This window comes from Rhizobium sp. TAL182 (genome assembly GCF_002117725.1).
In the GTDB taxonomy this organism is placed as follows: domain Bacteria; phylum Pseudomonadota; class Alphaproteobacteria; order Rhizobiales; family Rhizobiaceae; genus Rhizobium; species Rhizobium esperanzae.
Window position 1 is genome coordinate 20,282 of sequence record NZ_CP021027.1, and the last position, 21,629, is coordinate 41,910.

Consider the following 21,629-nt stretch of genomic DNA (forward strand, 5'->3'; position numbering starts at 1 on the left):
GTATGACGCATTTGCGGCGCGCGGAAAGTTATCCAAAAGAATGAGGTCTCACACGCCGCAGACTTCTACCCGACGATCGATTTCCTGTTCCGGAGGGACCGATGAGTCTAGCGACTAGTCGACATCCGTTTCAGCCAGGATTCCTTTATCGCTGGCGCAGCGAAAGCGAGAGTCAGTGCCAGGCGTGTTGCCATGGTGTTCTCGTTTCGGGCTAAAAAGATCGCATAAAGGATCGATCGGAACTCTGCGCTCAGGCGGCTCACGACCAGCATGAGTGCTTCGATATAGCATTTAGTTTCGCGCGTTGGCAGGGGTGTGCAATGAAGCCCCCGCCTTTTCGGCCGCTGCCCGCAGACGCTTGTCTCTGGTCCATAAGACCGCTCGTTGATCGAGGAGAACTGAGGCCATCAAGTGGGCATCTGTATAGCCAATGCCCATACTGAAAATGGCGTGGCGATCAATCATCATCATAACTTCGTCGTGCGTCGCGACGAACGCTTCGCGCTGGGCCGCCAGGAAAGCCATCACGCTACTGCGATCCCGAAGGCTGCCAAGTGCGAGCTCTCCGATTACGGCTGGATGGCATAAGAGACGATCGTCCTCAATAATCCTACGCAGCTCTGAATCGGCGTGCCGGAAATGATCGATCCAGATGGAAGTGTCGGCAAGTATCACTTGGCGGCTGCGCTCCGGCGGCGTGGGGCTGCCTCCGCATCCGGCATAGTTCCGCCAAGCGCGATGAGGCGTTTTCCCGACTCCACACGAACAAGCGTCTCCAACGCTTGGCGGACCAGAGTGGCGGTTTCTTTCGTCCCCGTTAGAGACCTAGCCCTTTCCATGAGGGTGTCGTCGAGATTGATAGTCGATCGCATCGTTTGGCTTCCTATTGTGGTGTTATAGATAGCACCATTTGGTGATAAAATCTACGCCTGATCTTCACTCCAATACGTCGGCCGTCGGATGTGAATCCAGCGGCGTGATATTCGCTGCAGGCGCGCGGGTTACTGTCCCATCGACTGCACGATTGTGGAATGGCGGGATCGGTGGTTCGTATCCCTTCAAGGGGGTCGATTTCAGACCAGGTCGCTCGATGACTGTGTACTGGAACCACAATTGCTCCGGCGGGCCACCGGGAGTAATCTTGCCTCGCAGCGAGCCCGGCTCGAAAGCCGAGTGAATGCGGAACCGCCACGGCTTTCAAAGGTTGGTGGAGCAGGAGGATGCCTTTAATGTCGCAAGGAAACCTCAACGGCAAGAAAGTCCTCGTCGTCGAGGACGAGTACCTTCAGGCTCGGACGATCGCCGACGCTTTAATGGAGCACGGCGCCGATGTCATCGGCCCTTTCCCGACGGTCGAAAAAGCGCTGCAGTCCTGCGGGCGGGATGTGATCGACGCTGCTATTCTCGACGTCAAAGTGGGTGACGTCACCTCGTTTCCCGTTGCGGAAAGCCTCTGTCGCGACGGTATCCCTTTCATTTTTCTGACAGGTTACGATCGCGCGATGATCCCGCCGCGGTTCAAATGGGTCCCGCATTACCTGAAGCCATTCGTCGGAAGGGAGGCCCCAACGGCCCTGGCGCTTGCGATCGCGCAACTTCGGTCCGAGCTCCCGCCGCGCCGGCCGACTAGGAGGCCAGGTAGTTGAATTTTTTCTGTCAATGTCGCGACGCCTTACGCGAGATTCTTAATGCCACCTCGATCAGAACTTCGAAAGGCGCAATCGGCTTCCGGATTATTTGCTCTTTGCGGAGCCGCTTCGGCAGCACGTCCCTGTCGAACCCGGTAACAAAGAAGAAGGGGATGCCTTTTTCGCGAAGAACGTCCGCAAGTGGAAATACGTCCTCGGCATTCAGCCTGATGTCGAGCACAGCGGCGTCGATCGCCGCCTTTCCGAGCGCCAGAAAAGCTGCCTCGATATCGGGGTAGGGACCGACGACGTCACCACCATGCTTTTCGATCGCGCGCGCCATGTCCTGGGCTTGATCGTAATCATCCTCTACGACGAGGACGCGTCTGCCCACCAGATCAGAAGCTCACGCGCGTGCTCCGGGGATGTACAGGTTTCCGAGAAGGCGGAGAAAGATCCGGTGCCAGCACATCCGTCATCACCGAACATGATCCTCAACCAAGCTTCGACTTTAGCATGTCGAGGTGGTCCATATGTTCCTTAATTTGGCCACGTGCAAGCTTCGTAAGGCTCAGATGCTCGCGATCCTGGCCGATCTTGAGGTAGCCCTCTTGAATCGCCAGCAGCTTCTTATGGCCTTCGAGTTGGGCGGTAACGAACGCCTTGTCGAATTCGGCTCCGGATGCAGCCTTCAGCGAGTCCAGCGAAGCCTTGCCATCGCTGTCGAGGATCTTGGCCACTTCATCGTCCGACGGCGGCTTCAGCGCTCCCTCCGCCTTTCCCCATCTCCATGGACTTCAGGATATCGGCGATGGTCTCCTGCTCAGCGACTTCCCATTCTGCAAACGACTTCACCATCCCGTCGGACGCCTTCTCGGTCGCGACGCGGCTTATGGCCAGCGACAGCGAGCCGACCTTCTTGGTATCTTCCGCATGTTTCTTTTCAGCGTCGCCCATGGCGGGGGAATGCGATTGAGCATGGACGAAAGTGGACGACAAAAGGGTGGGAAGCGCGGTTGCGGCTGCGAGTCCCGTCAGCATCTTACGGCGGTTCATGGGTATCTCCGGTCTGTTGAGCGGCCTTGATAACTTCAAGGCCGCCGCGAAGTTCCCGGTGACGTCCTTCAGCTAGGCAAGAACGTGCTCGATGCGCTCGACATGATGCTCCGGCACCGGTTCGCCAGGTTCCTCGGCAGCGGCGATTTCCGCCACCGTAAGTCCGGTCGCAATTGCAAGCTCCTCGAGGCTGTCGCCTCTGGAGATACGAGCAGCCCTGCGGCTTGCTGCTGGGGTCGTATCTGACATGACAATTTGATCTATGTTTTTCATCTCCAAATTTGCGTGCAAGAAATGTCCTAAGGGGCGTTGAGTTCCATGACGAGAGTTAGCCGCCCTTTTTGCTCTTCTCCTTGCGTAGTCGCGACATCTTCAGACCCTCCGTCAGCCGCACGCTGGAGTATGCCATCTTCACTACTGAGGAGAAGGGCAGGATCCCTGACAGTGCAGTACCAAGTGCTTCAGGGTGGCGGTCATGGCGCGGATCGCCACCGTCTTGCGCTCTGGTTCCTCAATATGATGAGAAGGTCAAAAGCCTCGTGCTTTCCGGATAGCCTCTCTCACGCTGAGTTCGATCTCGATATCTTCGAGAAATCGGCGGGACAGCCTTGGAGTTATCGCACGCGGGAGAACTCGTCGCGCTGAAGCTCAATGAATAGGCGGCCGCGCAGCAGCGGTCGAAGCGGGAAGGGACCAAAGCTTGCCACTGCGCGGCCCGAACCCCTGCGGAGGGGTGGATCGCGAAGAGTGCAGGGCTTGCGCTGTCCAACAATCCAAGCGCCTAACCACTGTCAGTGTCGAGAGTTCCCGCAAGTTCCTACCAATCGCGAGATCGAATGATTTAGGGGTGGTGGACCGCACGACCACTGCCATATGGGGCGCAGCGTACAGGAGACTAATTTTCGTGCGGTCCGAGCGTGTAACAACGCCGCGGCGTCTGGGTTCCCCAAGGTCGGCGAGGGAGGAGGCTGGATTGTAGATGGGGTGCGGGGAGACTGGACAGCTGTGTCGCCGCAGATTTGGCGACGCTCGCTTATCTCGGGCAGATAACTCCGAGTAAGTTCCGAAGACGAGTTCAGTGGCCATACGATTGGGAGGGCCTCCTTCACTGACTAGCTAAATCCCGTGCCAACGCTAAATCAGTTTCCAGGCGAATGATGCCAGCTGCTGGCCGCGCATCGTCGGGAACTGATCGTCTATAAGGATGTTCGGGGGAATTCAAATGACAGGCCCGAGGAAGCAATCATGGGCAGTTATTCAAGCGCCAGAAAGTCCTCGCCGACTTCGGGGAATTTGCGCTTCGCTCCGACGATCTGGATGCAATCCTGAGCGAGGCCTGTCGTCTGGTTAGCGACGCAGTCGATACGCGCCGCTCCAAGGTATTGGAAATTCAGGAGGGTGGTCAAAAGCTGCGCGTGCGAGCGGCAGTTGGATGGCAGCCTGACATCGTCGGTCTCGAGCTCGACATGGAGGACCATTCGTCCGAGACCTTTTCAATCCGGACCGGCGAGCCCGTCATCACTCAGGACATCACAAAGGAAGAGCGGTTCAAAACGCCCGATTTCATGCGAGCGGCCGGTGTCGCCGCGCTCGCCAACGTCCCGATCTTCTTACCGGGCAACCGCACTTTCGGTCTGCTTCAGGTCGACGACGTCGAGCCAAGGGATTTCTGTGAGGAAGACACACAATTCCTCAGAACCTACGCCACGATCCTCGGTCCGGTGATCGACAGGCTCCACAAGATGCAGGCACTTCAGTCGACGACGGAACGTTTCGCTCTCGTCGTTGAGAATGCCCGCGACTATGCCATCTTCGTCGCGGACCCGCAGGATCGGATCGTCGACTGGCATAAGGGTGCTGAGAAAGTCTTCGGGTGGACGGCTAAGGAAGCCGCCGGAATGTCTTGCAGCGAACTCTTCACTCCCGAAGATCGGGCGAAGGGCGAGGATCGCAAGGAAATCGAGACGGCCAGACGCGAAGGTTCGGCTCCCGACGTGCGATGGCACGTGCGCAAGGATGGCTCGCAGGTTTTCGTTGACGGCTCGACCGTATGCCTGCGAAACCCGGACGGCTCGGTAAGAGGGTTCCTCAAGATCGGTCAGGATGTCACCGAGAAACATCGAACCGAACAGCGGCTTTCGGAAAGCGAAGCCTTGCAGCGATCGCTCATAGCGGGTGTTCCGCAACTGGTCTGGCGGGCGCGATCCGTTGGCCTTCGCATCTGGTCAAGCCCGCAGTGGGAACGGTTTACAGGACAACATAATCAAGACAGCCTTGGGATGGGTTGGCTGGCGGCCGTCCATCCCGACGATCGCGATCTGGTGACGGCGGCCTGGGAGGACGCGGAAGCCAAGGGTGGGCTCGATTGCGAATATCGTATCCGTCGCGCTTCGGATGGGGAATATATCTGGCACCACAGCCGCTCGCTTCCAGGAAGTGGCTTAGGGTTCGAGTGGCTCGGGACCTGTACTGATGTGCAGCAACTGAAGGAACTTCAGACCAGTCAGGAGGTCATGCTGGCGGAGCTACAGCACCGAACCCGCAACATCGTTGCGGTCATACGGTCGCTGTCGCTCAAGACGATCGAGTCAAGCCTGACGTTGGAAGACTTCGCCGAGGCTTTCAGTCACAGGCTTGCCGCTGTTGCTAGAGTCCAAAGTCTTCTCTCGCATCTGGGCGAATATGAACGGCTTACGTTCGATGATCTGCTTGAGGCGGAATTGGCCGCGCATGTCAGCGACAGGGAAAAGATAACGCTCGATGGACCGCCGGGCATCCGATTGCGGTCACGGGCGATCCAGACATTCGCCCTGGCGCTCCACGAACTGGCAACCAACGCTGTCAAATACGGAGCGCTGGCATCGTCGCAAGGCCGTCTTACGATCCGATGGCGTCTCGAGCATGGATCTGACGGCCGATCGCCAGCCTTGCTCCTGGAGTGGGTGGAAACCGGGGTTGAAAACATGCCGAGCGACGACGCGCCGGCGCAGGGCTCTGGCTATGGGCGGGAGCTCATCGAGCGCGGACTCCCCTATCAACTCAAAGCTAAGACCACCTATGAAATGGGCGCCGGCGGCATCCGCTGCACAATTCTCGCTCCCATAGCTTTCGACCTCGGAAGGAATAGTCCACGATGACTGTTGAGACCCTTGCTGGCCTGGCCATTCTCGTTGTTGAGGACGATTATTTCATCGCCGACGAACTGGCGAGCTCGCTTTCACGTGCCGGTGCGCAGGTGGTTGGGCCGGTCGGCGCCTTGAGTGACGCGCTTGCACTTCTCGACGAAACGGATCACCTGGACTTTGTTATACTTGACCTGAATCTCGATGGAGAGTCGGCTATCCCGATCGCAGACGCGCTGGCGGCTCGGAACGCACCCTTTGCATTCGTCACCGGTTACGGTTCCAGTGGAATCCCTCCGCGATTTAAGACGGTAGAGCGCCTCGACAAGCCCGTGGAGATAGCGCGGGTGGTTAGTTTGATAAAGAAGGGAACGGGATCTTCGACTTAATCGCTCTATTGAACGACGAACGGGACGCTCGCCGCATGTTGCTCCGGGCCGCCCTCATCAAAATACCGCCGCCGAAGCGGGCAGCGCTGCTAGTGAGGCTCACATGCCGATCCACAACATCGCGGGCGACTGAGCGGGGCTTCGTGACAAGATTGAAGCCGTTAGGCTGCAGGGGCGCAGGCAGTGTAATTGGAAGCATCTCCACTACCGCAAAGACGTTGAGGCGAGTTCGGACGCCCAGCTTTGCGAAATCGCAATTCGGCGTGATCAAAAAGGTCGGTCGAAAGCGGTCGCTAGTGGCACCCAGGCCCGCGAAAGCTGGCGAGCCTGCGTTTGTCCCTGGAGCACCTTTGCTACTACCGGCCAGACTGGATGACTTCAGCAAGCATTGGCCGCGCCTGATTGTGCGGAACTATTGGGAGTCGGATTGCCGGTGCCACTTCCCGCTGCGCGGTGGCAGTCGTTCGGATCACCACCTGACGCGCCAGAGTTGCTGCTGCTATCCGTTGGATTGCCGGCGTCAGCTCCAGACCCGGTGGAATTGCTACCAACGCTGCTGCCATTCATATTGCTGCCGCCCGTCGCATTGGTGCCCGATGCGCCGCCATTGGTACTGGACGCACCGCTGCCGGACGATGCGCCGCCGCTGGAGCTTCCTGAGCCGCCAGAGCCTCCGGAGGATTGAGCCATGGCAGATGTCGCAAGAGCAAGAGCGAGTGCTGACGTCGCAAGGATCTTGAAAGTCATGAGTTCACCTTTGTGGGTTGATTGTCTTTGCGAGGCCTAAACCTCAGGCATCCACGAGAGTTCCTAACTGCATGTTCCCATCGCTACCGTGTCCGGCACCGTACCAAAACGAATAGAAGCGGGTTCAAGTCCGAGCTACTCGTCGTGGACGTCATAAATCCGGCGCGCCTGAGCCAGGCCCCCGTCGGATGTCGAGCCTTGATTTCAGCAGAGGCGCCACGACGCAGATGTGGAGGTGGAGCAGCCATGGGGGCTGCGACCGCACGACGGGCGGACGCGGCTCGTTCCATATTCAATCCCAAAGCGGCATCAGCTCGGCTGTTGAACCGGCGCACGCGCATGCGGCGCCATGACACTCTCTTGGTGCTGAAGACGGTCGACGAGGTTGCCCTTCCTTCGCCCCCCTCCAAAACCTTCAGCGCATTGATGTTTTCACAGGAAGCAGCTTTGTTGCCACCGAGAGAGGGCCGAGTGGTTCTGACGTGCTGAAAGCGACCGCATGGCACTGGGCGGATCAGTGCCAGGGAGAGGACGAGCTATTTTGCAATTCCTCTTGAATTCGAAAAAGCCAAAAACCAAATCGGATGCCGTCGACTGTACAGCGCAGGCGACGTTCGAACGCAAAGACATCAAACGGCGCCATCGCGATGGCGCCCATCAACATCGCGGCTACGGAAGGAGAGAATGATGAAGCCCGATATGTTCAGACAGCCTGTTTCGGTTCTTGTTGGTCTTGGATTTCCCGTTGAGGTCCGCAGCGTGATGGACGCCTACCGGCATCTCGCCGAATGGCCGGCGTCGTTGCGGGATAGTGCGCATTCCATCGCTCTCAAGGCTTGCGGTGCCGCGCTCCGCGGCGAGATCGAGCCGGAGACGGTACGCGGCCTGTACGCTGCGTTCGCTGAAAAACACGATTTGCTGGTGCCGGAAGACCAGGTCATTGCTGTCTCTCGGATGTCGCGGGACAGGGATCCTCAGCTGTACTGAGATACAGCCGATGATGGCGACAGCTTGAGCCACGGCCAACGATCGAGTTGGCGCCTCCGGCCCCGCGACCGCCGTTGTTCGGCGACTGTCGTCTTCCCGGCTTCGTTAGGCGAGCTGCCAAGCCCACTGGTTCCATGGTCTCCGGGGCAAGGTTAGCGTTGGGGCCGCTTACTTCTCGAGCGACATCGCGCCCTGTTGTGCAACGCCCCGGTAAGAGGGCTTAGTGTCGCGCTCCTGCCGCGCGGCCTCGTGTCGCCGCACCTGGATAGTGGCTCGCCCTCATGCCGCTCCTTGCAGGTCGGATCTGCGCAAAGGCGGCGATTGACCCAGACGGAAAGCTACGAGATCACATGCTCAATGCGCTCGAGGTGGTGATGAGGCACGATCTGAAGGGGTCCCTCGGCCGCTGCGATTTCCTCGACCGTAAGTCCGCTGGCGACGGCTAGGTCCTCAAGACTGTAACCTTCGCAATCCTGGCTTCGAGGCTGCGGAGGTGTTGTCGGCGGTAGCGAATTGATCCATTTCAAACTCCAAATCACATTGATGAAGCGGCTGAGGGGGCGATCTGTCCCCGACGGGCTGGCTCCTTCGTGGTGTCGCTGGTTAGCGGTTAGCCGCCAACGCCGAGCCGCTTGGTTTTCTCTTCGCAGACGACGCTCTTCTTGCCTGGCGGCGCTTCCATGATGCCTGTTGCCCAAACGGTGATGCGCATGCGGCCGGATCTTAAGACGAAGCGGCGTTCAGTGGTCTGCTTGCCTGCCGTATAACCTGCACGAAAACATGCCGTGCCGCCCACCGATTGACGCGCTCACGGAAAGACTGCGGCTGCGACCACCACCAGTCGCTCAGCGCCGTTCAAAGGAAACTGTCTTCTGTTGGAGGCGGTCAAGCATAAGCTTCGAGTCCCAAATCAAGTTCAGCCGGCATACCCTCACTTCGATCGTCATTGCGCTGCAATCTGCTGCTCGAAGCTCCGGGACGGTGAAAAGACGATACCGCTGCGCCACGCTACGCAGTCATTGAGCGCGTTTTCCCCTCGAAGGCCAGCGCCCGAAGCAGTTCGGACTTCCGCCCGGAGGGCCTGGTCTTCGAGATCGCATTCTCAGCGGAACCCGATCCGGCATTTGAAGTTTCACCAGTGCGGGCTGGTTCCGACGGGTAGGCAAGTGAAGCATAAGGTATTGATAGTCGAGGACGAGCCGTTCCTGCGGATGAAGACGGTCGATCTGGTGGAAGCTGCAGGATTCGAGGCATTCGAGGCAGGCAATGTGTCGGAGGCGATCGTGATCCTTGAGGCGACGCCTGGAATCCGCATCCTCTTTACGGACATCGACATGCCCGGCAGCATGGACGGCCTGATGCTCGCTGCGGCGGTGCGCGACAGATGGCCGCCCATCCAAATCATCGTCGTGTCGGGCAAGCAGAAGCCGTCGGCACGGGACATGCCGGATCACAGCATATTTTTTCCGAAGCCCTACGACACCAAAAAGGTCACCGACCAGCTTCAAAAGTGGCGGCATAGGAATAGTGCGCATGGAACATGTGCGTCGACGACAAAGTTCATCTGTCGTCCCATCCTCACGTGATCTCCTACTATTTCCATGCCAGTTTGGTGTTCTGTCCTCGGCATTCTTCGCATGCTTCGCCGCAATGCAATTGCCAGTAGGCTTGCTCTTCGATCGCTTCGGATGCCGATTGCCGATGACAGCGCTCGCCCTTTGCGGCGCTGTGGGCTCGGCGATGATCGCGACGGCGACGTCATTCGCACATGCACTGCTGGGACAGGGGCTGATCGGAATGGGCTGCGCTCCAGCTATTATGGGGATCTATTTCCACTATGGGCAGGCACTTCCGTGGCAGAAGGCGGCGCGGGGTCGCGACCACGGTCGCCATCATCGGGTCGCTTGGAGCTTTGGTCTCCGCAACGCCGCTCGAGCTGCTTGTTTCAATGCTCGGTTGGCGATACGCGGTCGCGGCGTCGGCGTGCTGTATGACCTTGGCATCGGGCTTGCTTTATATCTCAGTCAATACCGATCGAAACGAGGAAAACCCGATGCTCGACGAGGCAAGCCGCTCTCCGAACAATGTCGGGTTTCTGATCTTCCTGTCACCTATCTCTTAAGTGCATCTCTAGGTACCGTGTTCAGGAGTGCCTGGGCGTCGCCCTACCTCATGGAGGTGGTCAAGCTTTCTTCCCAGCAGGCGGCAAATGCCTTTGCCGCGGTGAGCGCGGCAGGCACGTTGACGGGTGTCGTTCTAGCTCTGGCAATGAAGCGTTGGTCGGCGGGATCGATCGTCGGGGCGCTCTATGGGGTAGCAATCGTACTGACTACCGCCCTCGCGTTCGATCCGGCGCAGAATGTGTTCGTCGCCGCTATCGTGCTCTCCACCTTGTACTCGATTAGCAACTGCCACACGATTGCCTTAGCGGAAGCACAAGAGCACATCTCCGCCCGAAGGCGTGGCATGATCTTGGGCGTCTTGAACGGCCTGGGGTTTGTCGGCGTGGCCTCGTCTTCCCCGATATTCGGGATGATCGCCCGCTCGCTCGAACCAAGCCCCGCTTTCACAGCCATGTTCGCCGCAACCGCAGCAGTCCTCACCGGTTCTCTCGTCTTGTACATGTTCCGAAGCCGAATGAGGTGACCGTTCTCGACTGTGGCGTCCTTTGAGTGGGGAACGACCGCCGTCAGGATCCCGAAGAGTTGGAGACTGAGGTCTTGTTGTAGATCGCTCCTCCGCTATGTCGATAGCTGGAGGATGTCACATGCCAACGCACGACGAACACTTCCGCATGCTTTCGGAAGCGGTACAGGCTTGGTACCGCTATTACGAGGTCGAACCCGACGACCAGGCGTCGCAAACCTTGTGCTCGGCCGCCATCGAGTTCTTCAACGAAGGCGCGACATCGTTAGAGGATGTCACAACGTTGCTCATCGGCACTTATGTCGGCAGGTGGGCGACGCGCGTAAACGCGCCGACGTCGGCTGCCGTTCACTGAGCTGCCGGGTCGACGGGATAACCGATTTCGTCCTGCACCTTGCTGATCGACAGCTTCCCGCCCAGCGGAGAGACGTGCTCAGCAGCTTCGATTTCGTTATCGTCCTTGAGAAGCCAGCAACTACCAGTCGGCCGGAGCGACACCGCGGAGGTCTTTGCGGTGCAGGATCGAGGTCACCCGGTTGCGGCACCTGCGACGAATGTCTTGCACCGCACGAATTGGCCGGAACTTCTTGAATCCGCGTTCGTTTTTAGATGGTCCGAAACACAGGAGGCTCTATCATGGCTACTACATCACGTGGACGAAATCAGGACCGGGCGCGCGTCGCCGCCGGTCAGAAGCATGAAGTCGCATACGAGGCGAAAAAGGAAAACGTTTCGAAGGATACGGTCAAGAAGGCGGTCAAGTCTGCCGGTAACAGCCGCAAAAAAGTCGAGGCCGAGATTGATCGCCACTGACGGTGATCGCCAGTTACAACGTGAACGGCGTCAATGGCCGTCTCGAAGTCCTGCTTCGGTGGATTGGGGAGACCGCGCGGGACGTCTGCCTGCTGCCATGGTGTTCACGTTCTTGGCCAGTTCGGCAATTTATCATTTCTCTTCATAGATTCAAAGCAAGTTGCAGCTAAGGTCGCGTTCTCGTATGGAGGGTAAAATGCTGAGATTTGTCGGCCTTTCTTTTATTTTTGGGGCTGTCGCCTTCTTAGTCCTCGAGCTGATGCGGTTGCATTGGGGCGATGACTCGATGTTCACAGAGCCTTACCTCGGTTTCTGGTTCCTTTTCGGTGAACTGATCGGCGGGATCGGTGTTCAAACGATCTTTGGATTGTTGATCGGGGGAGCACTTTTTGTAATTTCTCGAACGCCTGACAAAGTTAGGCGGAGCCTCATCACATCGACGATAACCACGACGATTGTCACATCGCTGATGTTGATCGGAGTTTACGGCCATCGAACAGAACGCACAGTCGTCGAGGCTATTAGCCTCAGAGGTGCCTTGTAGACTTTACGCTCAACCGTTTCTCACGCCGACAACCTAAGTCCAATTGTCTGCATCACACAGCCTAGAACGTTCACCCATAGCAAGAGTCGAACCTGCCCTATCGTCATAACAACCCATCAATAAATGACTATACAGATATCGTGTCGGTTGTATCCACAGACGGACCGCTACCAATCGAACCTACCCAGCCACGGCTGAGCCACTGAAGTTCCACAAATACCTCTTACGCCACCGACAGATCAAGCCGCCTGAGTGGCCCTCTCGGATGCTTACTTCTGTTCTTCCATCTCTTCATCGACAATCGAGCTGACGAGGGCAACGACCCGGCTGCGCACACGCGGGGAAAGGAGCAAGACGTCGTCTATCAGACGCCGTCCCTCCGCCGTGGAAATGTAGGCAATCTTCTCATCGATCTCTGTTATGATTTGCTGGCCCTGAGTGGTTTCGGGATCTGGAAGGCCTTCGAAAAACCTCGAAACAGGGATCTTGAGGCAATTGGCAAGCTCGTAGAGCATCGAAGCGCTGACGCGGTTCTTACCGCTTTCATATTTTTGTACCTGCTGCAAACTGACCCCGATGCCGGCGCCGAGATCCCCTAGGGATACATTCGACTGCATTCGGCGGATACGGATTTGCTGTCCGACATGCCGATCAACTGGATGCACCAACTCGCGCGCTACATTCGACTGTTCGGCTTGCGCAGGCCTCGAAGTCCGGACCTGTGCTGCTGCATAGCGCTTCATGGTGGACACCCCGATGGAGAGTTTCACGCGGTGCGCCCCCGCTGAAAACTCGCTCAACCCACTGATCGGGGAGTTGGAAACCGTACAAGACGGTCCTGTGGCCTTTAGTTCCGAGGAACCTGGACATACGCCACAGGCTCCTCGACCGAAGGTCAAGGAGTGTGGTGTCGAATCGGCCGACACCAACCGCTTGTAGGGGTTTCCACACCCCAAGGCAGCGCGTACTGCCTCGCTGCGAAACCTAGTTGAAATCCGCGCGCGGCGCAACCGAATGCTTCACAAGATTCAATGGCTTCGCTCTTCCAACGCTGCGCGAAGAGCCTCGGCGCTTTTGAATACGCCAAGTGGCGCTGTGTGAGCCGCGGCCGAACGAATGGCGTCAGCCGCAGGCTAACGATCTGTTCTGGGTCCGTACGCAATGGCCGGAAGGGTCGTCGGAGCCTTTTTGCTGCGGGGTGATCTGGTTGAAGTCGGCGTATTTCACCTTAGACGCCACCTCCGCTTGTTAGGATGGATGGCGAAGTTTCCCATCAGCTGTCCAGGAAACTCGATCTCGGCGACCAGGGTCGGCTCGACCCAGACAATAGCGGCACTTCAGGAATAGGGCAGGGGCGGCTGCTTTCGCTTCCAGCGCAGCTTGTCCAGCATCTTCCGCAATCGGATGGCCTCGGCTTCCTTGAAGCCCGTTGATGCAGACCGACCGAACCTCGACGCTGTGTGCTCTCGCATCACACAATCTGTGCCGGCGCATAAAAACCCATCGGCTGTGGAATTGATGAGCGCGGCGCAGAAGGCGTCAGGGTAATGGCCTCGCCGCTCTGGGCGGCTGCTCGGCGGGACGATATCCGACAAGCGAGTGTGCCGGCTTCGCTGCTCGAATCGCCGAACGCCGTGCTTCTGCTACACCTCGCATCGGCTGGGAGGGGCGCTGACGCCGGTTGCTGACGACCGGTCATATCGCCGGGCTTCTTGTCTCCGGCGAAGGTGTAAAGCGGCTTACCTTCCCATTTCTCAATGGCTTCGTCGGAAATCCGCGGGTTATGGGCATCGATGATTGGAGCTGGCGGCATTCCTCGCGGTACGGGACGATCATGGTCGATCTCCGCCCCACTTCTGCCCAAGGGGTCGCAACGATCTTGGCTTCCATATTTGAAGATACAACACTGTGCCCGCCCAGCGACATTTCCTTATCAGCTTCGTCACCACGCCGATTGTGGTGCCGAGGAAGATCGCATAACGGATCGAAGGGAACTGGCCCGGCAGGCGAGCAAAGAAAGACAAGGTTGACAGGCGCATTGCTTCTTCGATTGAGGGTTCGGCAGTTCATGCGTGACGACGGTGGTGCCGATCGATCTGGCCTTCGCCCGTGCGCGCTGGCAACGCCGGCGCTCTGGATGCGCTACATAGACCGCGTCGGGGTTGGCGGAAAATCTTTTAAGACTCCGGCGATGTACAACAAGGAAGCTCGCCGATAAGTTGCCCACGTGCAACTTTTGAATCAGTACGGTTTGACTTCGTTCAGGGCCAATGTAGCCTCACCCGTCTCATCCCCCATTCGACTGGCCACGAATTCTGCTCCTGGAAAGGTGAGGTGGACATTTGAGCGTGGCTATAGACGGGCAGTCCGGTAATCGTTATTTCGGATATACCACCCCATCACCAAATCATCCAATGAATTTTCAAGGCCTTTTATATTGAAAAAAGTGCAACGCAGTTTTGCCGTCGAGTACAAAAGCGGCAGACGAAAACTCGATACTAGGTCGAACTCGATCTGGGGCAACGTGGACCTAAAGTCCGTCGCTCGCGACCTAGACGAAGAGGCAATGCCGTTTCTGTCGGATAGCTCTCAGAGTGGCAAATCCGACAGCGAAATTTCTCTACCAAAACCAGATCAGGCTGAGTCGTTGTTGACACCGCCTCTTGAGCCGTCGACAACTGCATCAGATGCACAGGAGATAAGCATGGCCGACGAGACTGATACTGCAACCAGTGCCGATGTGCCGGCCGTTGTCGAAACGCCAATTACGCCGAAGAAACAGCGCAAACCCAGGGCCAAGAAAGCCGCGGCACTCGAAACCGCGTCAGCTGACACTACGGCAGAGCCAGCAGCTGCTCTGGCCGGCGCCGGTGGTGTGAAGAGGAGAGGGCGCAAGACAAAGGTGATCGAAGCTGCGGCGAGCGCCAAACGCGCACCTGTGCGCCGTGCTCCGAAGGCGGTGCAGACAGCCTCGGCCGCGCCGACGACAGCGATCGATGAAATGGCGGACCTCCTGCAGTTAGAAGAGGAAAATCAGCGGCTGCGCAAGCTTCTGGCTGAAAAACTTCGCGCTGAAAATGCCGATCTGCGCAAACGGCTCAAACTCGATTGATAAAAGCAGCTGGTCAATCGCCGGCCGCATTTCCATGCTTATCAAGAGATAAAATTTGGCGACGGTGAGCTGTTGCCGGAATGAAGACTTACTGCCTGCTTGCGGGATAAAACGCGAGGTCGGATAGATGGCGTCTCCCTGGAAATTTCTTGCCCGACTGGTCTCACCGGGACGCGAACAAAAGCGAAAAAACGGCTCGACCGAGAAGGTTTCGCCGGAGGCGTTGCCTAGTTCTGGTCCGACTGAAACGCCTGCCGAGGACAGCCTGAATAGCGATGGTCGGCCGGCAGGCGCGGAGCTACCTCGTCACGGTCAACCCGGTGCAGTTTCCCTCAAGCCTGTGCATTCCGAAGAAGCCGAAAGCGATGTCCACGACAAGGTCGACGGCGAAGTTGCCGAAATCGTGGAGGTCGCTGATCCCGCTATATCCGGTGGTACGGGTATCAACGCCACCGCTGCACATGATGCCGCTTGGATCAAGCGAACTGCCGAGGTCGCACCGCGCGAGCAAAGGAGCCGCAGCAAGGAAGCGGTGGCGATTGCGAACGATCCCCAATTTATCCAAACTGCAAACGGGATGAGCCTCGATGACGAGATCAGGATGCTCAGGGATCAGCTGGCCAGAAAGCTAACGTTGCAAAACGCGCAGTTGAGAAAAATGCTGGAGCGGTTTGAACCATGAGCGTGACGCGCTGCCTGCCTTTTAAGCTTGTTGCAGGTGTCCTTTCAAGACGATAGAGGCGGCATCCTATCTTGCGACCTATCCTCACGACGGTTATACTGTTTTTGAAAAACAGTATAACCCTGGAGTCGAGCTATGAAGTCCATCGACCTCATGTATCAGACGATGCTCGCTGAGCTCGGTCAGCGCTCGCTCGACGCCGCTTGGACGGCCGATTTCCCTCCGGAGGGTCGGTTCACCCCGGCAAACATCAAGGGGCGCAAGTACTGGTATTTCGACATCCCGGATGGACATGGTGGTACGAAACGTCGTTACGTCGGTTCCGCTGATGATCCGGTTATCGCACAGCGCGTAGCTGATCATAAGCGGGACAAGGACGATCTACGCGCTCGCAGGCGCTTGGTAAATACCCTGACCCGCGAAGGCGGGATGATCGCCCCTGACGCCATGTCGGGCGATATCGTCGAGGCTCTTGCCGATGGCGGTCTCTTTCGGCTCCGGGGTATTCTCATAGGCACGGTGGCCTTTCAGTGCTATTCAGGACTGCTCGGTGTCCGTCTTCCCATGGCTGCGATCCTGACCGGCGATGCTGACATCGCCCAGGACTATGCCATCAGTCGGGAGGTCGAAGATAGTCTGCCTTCGATCCTTGAGTTGCTGCAGGGCGTCGACGCCAGCTTTCGTCCAGTTCCACATCGATCGGGAGCCGCGGTCTCGTCAGCGTTTCAGAATGCCGACGGCTACAGGGTTGAGTTCCTGACGTCGAACCGTGGTTCGGATGACTACATCGATCAGCCGGCGAAGATGCCCGCTCTTGGTGGCGCCAGCGCGGATCCACTGCGCTTTCTCGACTTCCTCATAAGGGAACCCGTCAGGACAATGCTGCTCCACCGAAGCGGTGTTCCGGTCGTCGTCCCTGATCCGTCCCGGTATGCCGTCCACAAGCTAATAGTCGCCAGCCGCCGAAACACGGACGGGCAGGGGCCGGCGAAGCGTGAGAAGGACATCCGACAAGCTGCGCTGCTCTTCGAAGCGCTGCAGCAGACAAGGCGATCTACTGACTTGGCGCTCGTCTACAACGAAGCATGGAGGCGCGGGCCTACATGGCGAGAAGGTATTCGAACCGGGGCGGGAATGCTGCCAGCACAAGATGCCGAGCGGCTCAACACGGTCCTGACCGAGGGCGGAAAAAGAAACGGCGAAGAAATTGAACTTCCGTTTGGAGAATAGGCCGTCTTTCAAGGCTAAGCAGTTGATTTGATTCGAAGTCGTGAAGACAATGAAGATGAATATGGTCCTGCGGGGTCCTGTGCCGAATATCTGCATCGCACGGTCTCAGATCTGGCCCCGGCCAGCGCCGGGCAGGCGAAGCGCTGATCTACATAGCAAGGGGGTCAATCGAGAAGATCGCGGTCGGCGACGTGCTCCTGATACGCAAGGGCGACGTCGTACCGGCCGACGGGGCTCTCGTCAGCGAAGTCGCGACGATCGACCAGGCGGTCCTGACCGGAGAGCCCTTAAGGGTGCGCATCGCGAGGGATGGCAACATTTCAAGTGGCGCTACGAACGAGGGGGACGTGATCGAAATCCGCGTTCTAAGTCGCGCCGAGACAGCACCTATGCCGGAATACCGGAATAGTGAGGCTCGTGGAAGCATCGAGGCGCTCCAAGGCGAAGCTGATGCGACTGGCCGACCGGTTCTCGGTGTGGTTCTTGTTCGCCACGGTAGCGATTGCAGGCGTCTCGGCGTTCATGTCCGGAGACCTGTCAAGGATCGTGGCCGTGCTGGTCGTCGCCACGCCCTGTCCGTTGATCCTGGCCGTACCCGTCGCACTTGCGAAGGAGGGCGTTCTGGTGAAGGGTGCGGGACCTCTCGAGGCACTCGTCCAGGCCACCGTGGCGGTGTTCGACAAGACGGGGACGCTCACCGCGGGACAGCCCGAAGTCGGCCACATCGAGGGATCGGAGCATCCTAACAGGATCCTGCGGCTGGCCGCCTCGCTGGACCAGGCGTCGGGCCATGTGGTCGGACGCGCGCTGGTGGACGAGGCGCATAGACGTGGGTTGGTAGTGAGCCGCCCATCGGAGGTGACCGAGACCGCGGGATCCGGAATCGTCGATGGCGTGCGCGTCGGCGTCGGAGGAGACGCCTATTTCGCAGAGGCGCCGCCGTCCGGGCCTAACGGGTCAGGCAGCGCAATGCGTGTCAAGGTAGTGTTTGACGGCACGCCGGCTGGCACGATCACGCTCGAAGACCGGCTTCAATACCTTCCGCCAGTCGGCGGGGCATTGCTTCAGGAGGCCATCGACGTCGCGGTCATTCTAACGCCCTTCGCGCCCTCTAATGGGCGAGAAGCACTAGTAGCTCGGCCTTGACGAGAAGTTCTCGAGTGACGCCGCCGAGGATGAACTCACGAAGCCGCGAATGGCCAAATCCGCCCGCGACCAGAAGGTCCGCCTTTCGTTCCAGCGCGGCCGATTGGATGGCGCCTGTCGCGGTCTCGCCGCCTGCCTGGATCGATACGTCATCCACGTCGAGTCCCGAATGCTTCAACGAAGAGATCAGGAGGGCGCGGTTCGCCTCGTCGATCTCCTTGTCGTCGGTGATCGAGATGACCTGCACCTTGATCGCGCGTTCGATGAAGACCCGTGCGCTGGAAAGGGCGCGCGCTGCGGTGGCGCTGCCGTCCCAGGCGACGGCGATCGTGTCCACACGAGAGTAGACGCTGGTGGCTGGAAATAGCACGAGCGGACGGCCGCTTCCGAATAGCAGCGTTTCGGAGAGTTGCCGGGAGAGCTCCGAGGCTTCGACGATGGAAAGGTCGTAGCACTTGGCAATTTCAGAAAAGCGTTCATAGACGAACGGTTCCCTGACCTCGAATCCGTGGATTCGCACCTCGAAGCCAGTTTCCGAAATAGCGTCGGCGATGTGTCCCCGCAGCGAAGTCCCGCTGTCCCGGCTATACCGTTCTGCTTGTCCCCGCCATGTCTCGACATCGATAACGGTGGGAAAGGGCGGATGGACCTGGGGGATCCGGACTTGTGGAATACTGGCGACGAGATGGGCGTCATTTTGCCTAGCGAGGCCGATAGCATTGTCGATTATGGCGAAGGAACTCGCGTCGGGATAGGTCGACAACGGGAGATGGAACTGCGGCTTCATGCTTGCCTCCTGAGGTTAAACTTCCGTCATGATGCATGCCGCTGAGAGAGTTCGCATTGCGCTTGGTCAAGGCCGCGGCGCAATGAAGCTCCTATAATCGCGCCTTCATCGAAGCTGGAGGATACGGCCATGACGATCAATCTGACGGAGATCAACCCCGGTGAGTGCTACCGCATCCTGGAGAACGAGCGTTTCGGTCATCTGGCATGCTGCAAGGATGGGCAGCTCTACGTGGCGGCGATCTATTTCGCCTTTTCCAACGGCGTCGCCTATAGCTTCACCATGCCCGGCAAAAAGCTCGACTGGATGCGGGGAACGACAAGGTCTGCCTACACATCGAGCAGCGTTCGAGCGCCGGCGGGTGGACGAGCATCGTCGTCGAAGGCAGGTTCGAGGAATTTCCTGACAGCGAGGCGCGACAAAGCGAACGGCTCCACGCGTGGTCTTCTCCAAAAGTATTCGGACTGGTGGGAAATCGGCTCTATGAAGCCCCAGGAGTTCCCCATGCACCCGATGGCTCTCCTCATGTCTTCTACGGCATTGCCGTCACGGCCGTGTCGGGACGCAGTGCAGTCAGAACGGAATGACCGTCGATGCTCGAGCCGAACCCGCATCCCACAATCGGAGCACCACATGCCATATCTACGCGGCCTATATCCAAGCGCCACATCTAATTTCACCTCGCACCCGCGTTTCGCGCGGGCGCTCTGATTCAAGACGAGATCTTTGCCGGTCGGCCGCGGTCACTGCGGATTTGACGGCGTCCGCCGCCCGGCGAGGGCTTCGATGCTTTGAATTTCCGACTCGACTTGCCCGCAGTATCGACCACGGTGATGCGGTCGAGGTTCTTTCGGACTATGTCGAGGGCGAGCTGGAGGAGTATCCTAGAGAGGTGGCGCGACTGTGTGAGGCCGGGTCACGAACGTTGTCGCACGCCGCCGAAATGTGTCGCGACGTCGCCGCCGGTCAGGCCAACGAGGCTGAAGCGAAGACGGTCGTGTGAAGCCCGCGGCTCATCGGATGGTTCGCAAGACGAGCACGGTGCATGGTGCGCGCTGCACGACGTGGTCCACGACCGAGGCGAAGACGCGGTGGAGCACGTCGTCGCGGCGAGAGGCGATCACGGCGAGATCGGCGGCATCTCCTTTGCGATGGCGACGATGAGCTGCGACGGGTTGCCCGCTCGGACGTGTATAGAAGCAGGAGTCTCGGTCGACCGCGGGGCTTCCGAAAGCCTGGTCTCGGAGGCTCCCATCACCTCAACCGCCCAATCGTTCGGCGAGGCCGACGAGGGCAGGCCCTCCACCGCGTGAACGAGGTGGAGGCTTCCGTTGGGCGCGATCTGCGCGTGGGCCGTTTCGACGAGGTGGAGCATGCGTTGCCGGGATCCTCGGCCGATGGCGCCGTGGCGAACATGTCAGTATATGTCCTTGCCAGACAGGCTAACGAACTCGGTCGTCAGTCCGTCGTCATGCGCTTCCTTGAGAAGCCGATCGGCGCTCATGATGTCGAGACACATGGTGCCCGTGAAGGATTGCCGCAGGGCGCAGCAGAAGTGATCTCTCGCCCATGCCTGGCCTCGCGGCGTCGCCGCCGTCACTTCCCAGCGATCCTCGTCCCGACGTCCGAGAACAAGGTCTGCGGACGTTCGCTCGACGGGAGGAATGGTCGTGGCAGCGTTCGTTTCTGTCTTGCCGGTCTTTTCTTGTTCGCGCATGTCCGTCTCCTTTGGATGAGGTCGTGGCGCTGTGTCCAGGAGCCTATCTGTCCCCGGGCGTTTGTCTTTGACGAGCATCAATCCGGATGTTTGACCGGGATCAAGCCAAGGTGGGGAAGGTGGCGATACGACTGTGGCCTGCGGCGTCTGCCGGACGGACCTTCACGTCTGCGAAGGAGACCTCTCCCAGCCAAAGCTTCCTCTCGTTCCAGGGCATGAGATTGTCGGAACCGTGATCGCAACGGGCGAGGGCCTTCCTCGTCGCCTTGTCGGTCAAAAAGTCGGGGTACCTTGGCTGGGCCATACCTGCGGGCACTGCGCATATTGCCGAGAGGGTCGCGAGAACCTGTGCAACGATCCTGGCTTCACGGGTACACAATCGACGGCGGCTTTGCGGCCCATGCGGCGGCCGAGGCGGGCTACGCGTTCGAACTGCCTGAAGATGCGGACCCGGTGGCGACCGCGCCTCTTCTCTGCGCGGGCCTCATCGGGTGGCAATCCCTGAAGATGGCGGGCGAGGGGAGGACGATCGGCATCTATGGGTTCGGCGCGGCCGCCCACATCCTCGTGCAGGTGTGCAAGCATCGAGGCCAGAGCGTCTATGCGTTTGTGCTTCCCGGTGACGAGGCCGGACGGAAGTTCACGCTTGATCTTGGCGCCGTCTGGGCCGGGTTTTCCGGTGAAAAGCCGCCGGTGCCGCTCGACGCCGCCATCATCTTCGCGCCGGCCGGCGAGCTCGTGCCAATGGCGCTCGACGTGGTGCGGAAGGGCGGAACGGTGGTCTGCGGCGGCATCGACATGTCAGACATTCCGAGCATGCCCTATCGTCTGCTCTGGGGCGAGCGGCGGGTCGTCTCGGTGGCGAACCTGACGCGGAGCGACGGGGCGGAATTCTTCTCGATCGGGAAGGCGGCAGGGGTCAGATGCTTCACCAGCGTCTACCCCCTCGAGCATGCGAACGAGGCTCTCGACGATCTGCGCGCAGGCCGTGTCTCTGGAGCCGCCGTGATCGTTCCGTAGCCG

23 protein-coding genes and 6 pseudogenes are annotated in these 21,629 nt (G+C 59.0%); 16 read left to right on the top strand and 13 right to left on the bottom strand.

The features are described from left to right. Positions 1-291 precede the first annotated feature (291 nt). Together Tal182_RS31535 and Tal182_RS24430 are read right to left on the bottom strand one after the other, a co-directional pair. A complete protein-coding gene (locus Tal182_RS31535) occupies positions 292-675 on the bottom strand; it encodes a type II toxin-antitoxin system VapC family toxin (protein WP_040111689.1) in 384 nt (127 codons plus the stop codon). Continuing rightward, positions 672-872, bottom strand: a complete 201-nt coding sequence (locus tag Tal182_RS24430) for a type II toxin-antitoxin system VapB family antitoxin (RefSeq protein ID WP_016736583.1) — start codon at positions 870-872, stop codon at positions 672-674. The genes Tal182_RS31535 and Tal182_RS24430 overlap by 4 nt, the downstream gene beginning before the upstream one ends. 357 nt (positions 873-1,229) lie before the next feature. Here Tal182_RS24430 and Tal182_RS24435 point away from each other — a divergent pair, with 357 nt between their 5' ends. Further along, on the top strand, positions 1,230-1,646 hold the full coding sequence (locus tag Tal182_RS24435) for a response regulator (protein WP_052272645.1): 417 nt from the start codon (positions 1,230-1,232) through the stop codon (positions 1,644-1,646). A gap of 10 nt (positions 1,647-1,656) precedes the next feature. Here Tal182_RS24435 and Tal182_RS24440 read toward each other — a convergent pair whose 3' ends face one another. The 4 genes from Tal182_RS24440 to Tal182_RS24450 form a co-directional block, all read right to left on the bottom strand. Further along, positions 1,657-2,022 (bottom strand): response regulator, encoded by a 366-nt coding sequence (locus Tal182_RS24440; RefSeq protein WP_052272646.1) that lies wholly within the window; start codon positions 2,020-2,022, stop codon positions 1,657-1,659. A gap of 100 nt (positions 2,023-2,122) precedes the next feature. Further along, a complete protein-coding gene (locus Tal182_RS32830) occupies positions 2,123-2,368 on the bottom strand; it encodes a DUF4142 domain-containing protein (RefSeq protein WP_244597473.1) in 246 nt (81 codons plus the stop codon). Between the two features lies 1 nt (position 2,369). After that, positions 2,370-2,684 carry a hypothetical protein gene (locus tag Tal182_RS32835; protein ID WP_244597472.1) on the bottom strand — a complete coding sequence of 105 codons (315 nt, stop codon included), beginning with the start codon at positions 2,682-2,684 and terminating at the stop codon, positions 2,370-2,372. A 72-nt stretch (positions 2,685-2,756) separates the two neighbouring features. After that, positions 2,757-2,933, bottom strand: coding sequence for an XRE family transcriptional regulator (locus tag Tal182_RS24450; protein ID WP_244597471.1), 177 nt, complete (start codon positions 2,931-2,933; stop codon positions 2,757-2,759). A gap of 1,094 nt (positions 2,934-4,027) precedes the next feature. On the opposite strand from Tal182_RS24450, the gene Tal182_RS24460 reads away from it, so the two are divergent. The 3 genes from Tal182_RS24460 to Tal182_RS24475 all read left to right on the top strand — a co-directional run bounded on the left by Tal182_RS24460 (position 4,028) and on the right by Tal182_RS24475 (position 7,929). Further along, positions 4,028-5,821, top strand: a complete 1,794-nt coding sequence (locus Tal182_RS24460) for a PAS domain S-box protein (RefSeq protein ID WP_244597474.1) — start codon at positions 4,028-4,030, stop codon at positions 5,819-5,821. Beyond that, on the top strand, positions 5,818-6,195 hold the full coding sequence (locus Tal182_RS24465) for a response regulator (RefSeq protein ID WP_040111692.1): 378 nt from the start codon (positions 5,818-5,820) through the stop codon (positions 6,193-6,195). Before Tal182_RS24460 ends, Tal182_RS24465 begins: the two co-directional genes overlap by 4 nt. Positions 6,196-7,629: 1,434 nt before the next feature. Then, entirely contained in the window at positions 7,630-7,929 is a 300-nt protein-coding gene (locus tag Tal182_RS24475) for a DUF982 domain-containing protein (RefSeq protein ID WP_040111693.1), read from the top strand. Between the two features lie 673 nt (positions 7,930-8,602). Here the strand turns inward: Tal182_RS24475 and Tal182_RS32405 are convergent. Continuing rightward, a pseudogene (locus Tal182_RS32405) lies at positions 8,603-8,822 on the bottom strand (hypothetical protein); the annotation flags it as partial. Between the two features lie 288 nt (positions 8,823-9,110). On the opposite strand from Tal182_RS32405, the gene Tal182_RS24485 reads away from it, so the two are divergent. The 6 genes and pseudogenes from Tal182_RS24485 (at position 9,111) to Tal182_RS24510 (ending at position 11,932) form a co-directional block, all read left to right on the top strand. After that, positions 9,111-9,515 (top strand): response regulator, encoded by a 405-nt coding sequence (locus Tal182_RS24485; protein ID WP_348629005.1) that lies wholly within the window; start codon positions 9,111-9,113, stop codon positions 9,513-9,515. A 115-nt stretch (positions 9,516-9,630) separates the two neighbouring features. Continuing rightward, positions 9,631-10,575, top strand: coding sequence for a hypothetical protein (locus tag Tal182_RS31890; protein WP_125461502.1), 945 nt, complete (start codon positions 9,631-9,633; stop codon positions 10,573-10,575). A gap of 121 nt (positions 10,576-10,696) precedes the next feature. Continuing rightward, positions 10,697-10,930 carry a hypothetical protein gene (locus tag Tal182_RS24500; protein ID WP_040111696.1) on the top strand — a complete coding sequence of 78 codons (234 nt, stop codon included), beginning with the start codon at positions 10,697-10,699 and terminating at the stop codon, positions 10,928-10,930. Positions 10,931-11,211: 281 nt separating this feature from the next. Further along, positions 11,212-11,388 (top strand): DUF3606 domain-containing protein, encoded by a 177-nt coding sequence (locus Tal182_RS24505; RefSeq protein WP_080771747.1) that lies wholly within the window; start codon positions 11,212-11,214, stop codon positions 11,386-11,388. Positions 11,389-11,390: 2 nt separating this feature from the next. Further along, positions 11,391-11,474: pseudogene (locus Tal182_RS32840) on the top strand (exodeoxyribonuclease III); the annotation flags it as partial. Positions 11,475-11,584: 110 nt separating this feature from the next. After that, on the top strand, positions 11,585-11,932 hold the full coding sequence (locus tag Tal182_RS24510) for a hypothetical protein (protein ID WP_040111697.1): 348 nt from the start codon (positions 11,585-11,587) through the stop codon (positions 11,930-11,932). A gap of 269 nt (positions 11,933-12,201) precedes the next feature. On the opposite strand, the gene Tal182_RS24515 is transcribed toward Tal182_RS24510, so the two are convergent. After that, the gene (locus tag Tal182_RS24515; RefSeq protein ID WP_040111698.1) at positions 12,202-12,675 is read right to left on the bottom strand and encodes a helix-turn-helix transcriptional regulator; all 474 of its coding nucleotides are present in this window, start codon (positions 12,673-12,675) and stop codon (positions 12,202-12,204) included. 505 nt (positions 12,676-13,180) lie between these two features. Further along, positions 13,181-13,362, bottom strand: a pseudogene (locus Tal182_RS32845) (ATP-dependent DNA ligase); the annotation flags it as partial. Positions 13,363-14,369: 1,007 nt separating this feature from the next. On the opposite strand from Tal182_RS32845, the gene Tal182_RS24535 reads away from it, so the two are divergent. The 4 genes and pseudogenes from Tal182_RS24535 to Tal182_RS32855 all read left to right on the top strand — a co-directional run. Next, positions 14,370-15,044: a transcriptional regulator gene (locus Tal182_RS24535; protein ID WP_012489415.1), complete on the top strand. Its 675-nt coding sequence runs from the start codon at positions 14,370-14,372 to the stop codon at positions 15,042-15,044. A 127-nt stretch (positions 15,045-15,171) separates the two neighbouring features. After that, a complete protein-coding gene (locus tag Tal182_RS24540; protein ID WP_040111699.1) occupies positions 15,172-15,726 on the top strand; it encodes a hypothetical protein in 555 nt (184 codons plus the stop codon). A 135-nt stretch (positions 15,727-15,861) separates the two neighbouring features. Continuing rightward, on the top strand, positions 15,862-16,956 hold the full coding sequence (locus Tal182_RS24545; protein ID WP_011053293.1) for a GSU2403 family nucleotidyltransferase fold protein: 1,095 nt from the start codon (positions 15,862-15,864) through the stop codon (positions 16,954-16,956). 167 nt (positions 16,957-17,123) lie between these two features. Next, positions 17,124-17,988: pseudogene (locus Tal182_RS32855) on the top strand (HAD-IC family P-type ATPase); the annotation flags it as partial. A 79-nt stretch (positions 17,989-18,067) separates the two neighbouring features. Here Tal182_RS32855 and Tal182_RS24555 read toward each other — a convergent pair. Continuing rightward, the gene (locus Tal182_RS24555) at positions 18,068-18,889 is read right to left on the bottom strand and encodes a universal stress protein (protein WP_008534144.1); all 822 of its coding nucleotides are present in this window, start codon (positions 18,887-18,889) and stop codon (positions 18,068-18,070) included. 129 nt (positions 18,890-19,018) lie between these two features. On the opposite strand from Tal182_RS24555, the pseudogene Tal182_RS24560 reads away from it, so the two are divergent. Continuing rightward, positions 19,019-19,476: pseudogene (locus Tal182_RS24560) on the top strand (pyridoxamine 5'-phosphate oxidase family protein). 426 nt (positions 19,477-19,902) lie between these two features. Here Tal182_RS24560 and Tal182_RS32860 read toward each other — a convergent pair. From Tal182_RS32860 to Tal182_RS24580, 3 genes are read right to left on the bottom strand one after another with little or no spacing between them, the layout of a single operon-like run. Then, the gene (locus tag Tal182_RS32860; RefSeq protein WP_244597462.1) at positions 19,903-20,013 is read right to left on the bottom strand and encodes a hypothetical protein; all 111 of its coding nucleotides are present in this window, start codon (positions 20,011-20,013) and stop codon (positions 19,903-19,905) included. Next, the gene (locus Tal182_RS24575; protein WP_225880286.1) at positions 20,010-20,264 is read right to left on the bottom strand and encodes a hypothetical protein; all 255 of its coding nucleotides are present in this window, start codon (positions 20,262-20,264) and stop codon (positions 20,010-20,012) included. Before Tal182_RS24575 ends, Tal182_RS32860 begins: the two co-directional genes overlap by 4 nt. Positions 20,265-20,306: 42 nt before the next feature. After that, positions 20,307-20,606, bottom strand: a complete 300-nt coding sequence (locus tag Tal182_RS24580; RefSeq protein ID WP_029875516.1) for a hypothetical protein — start codon at positions 20,604-20,606, stop codon at positions 20,307-20,309. A 136-nt stretch (positions 20,607-20,742) separates the two neighbouring features. Here Tal182_RS24580 and Tal182_RS24585 point away from each other — a divergent pair. Continuing rightward, positions 20,743-21,626 (top strand): annotated as a pseudogene (locus tag Tal182_RS24585) (zinc-binding alcohol dehydrogenase family protein); the annotation flags it as partial. Between the last annotated feature and the right edge of the window lie 3 nt (positions 21,627-21,629).

Excerpts from the sequence above, each read along its gene's own strand:
- Tal182_RS24515 (WP_040111698.1), bottom strand. The coding sequence starts at position 12,675 with ATGAAGCGCTATGCAGCAGCACAGGTCCGGACTTCGAGGCCTGCGCAA.
- Tal182_RS24555 (WP_008534144.1), bottom strand. The coding sequence starts at position 18,889 with ATGAAGCCGCAGTTCCATCTCCCGTTGTCGACCTATCCCGACGCGAGT.
- Tal182_RS24510 (WP_040111697.1), top strand. The coding sequence starts at position 11,585 with ATGCTGAGATTTGTCGGCCTTTCTTTTATTTTTGGGGCTGTCGCCTTC.
- Tal182_RS24540 (WP_040111699.1), top strand. The coding sequence starts at position 15,172 with ATGGCGTCTCCCTGGAAATTTCTTGCCCGACTGGTCTCACCGGGACGC.
- Tal182_RS24575 (WP_225880286.1), bottom strand. The coding sequence starts at position 20,264 with ATGCTCCACCTCGTCGAAACGGCCCACGCGCAGATCGCGCCCAACGGA.
- Tal182_RS24500 (WP_040111696.1), top strand. The coding sequence starts at position 10,697 with ATGCCAACGCACGACGAACACTTCCGCATGCTTTCGGAAGCGGTACAG.
- Tal182_RS24450 (WP_244597471.1), bottom strand. The coding sequence starts at position 2,933 with ATGTCAGATACGACCCCAGCAGCAAGCCGCAGGGCTGCTCGTATCTCC.
- Tal182_RS24465 (WP_040111692.1), top strand. The coding sequence starts at position 5,818 with ATGACTGTTGAGACCCTTGCTGGCCTGGCCATTCTCGTTGTTGAGGAC.
- Tal182_RS32835 (WP_244597472.1), bottom strand. The coding sequence starts at position 2,684 with ATGAACCGCCGTAAGATGCTGACGGGACTCGCAGCCGCAACCGCGCTT.
- Tal182_RS24435 (WP_052272645.1), top strand. The coding sequence starts at position 1,230 with ATGTCGCAAGGAAACCTCAACGGCAAGAAAGTCCTCGTCGTCGAGGAC.
- Tal182_RS24475 (WP_040111693.1), top strand. The coding sequence starts at position 7,630 with ATGAAGCCCGATATGTTCAGACAGCCTGTTTCGGTTCTTGTTGGTCTT.
- Tal182_RS24580 (WP_029875516.1), bottom strand. The coding sequence starts at position 20,606 with ATGCGCGAACAAGAAAAGACCGGCAAGACAGAAACGAACGCTGCCACG.
- Tal182_RS24545 (WP_011053293.1), top strand. The coding sequence starts at position 15,862 with ATGAAGTCCATCGACCTCATGTATCAGACGATGCTCGCTGAGCTCGGT.
- Tal182_RS31890 (WP_125461502.1), top strand. The coding sequence starts at position 9,631 with ATGACAGCGCTCGCCCTTTGCGGCGCTGTGGGCTCGGCGATGATCGCG.
- Tal182_RS24505 (WP_080771747.1), top strand. The coding sequence starts at position 11,212 with ATGGCTACTACATCACGTGGACGAAATCAGGACCGGGCGCGCGTCGCC.
- Tal182_RS24430 (WP_016736583.1), bottom strand. The coding sequence starts at position 872 with ATGCGATCGACTATCAATCTCGACGACACCCTCATGGAAAGGGCTAGG.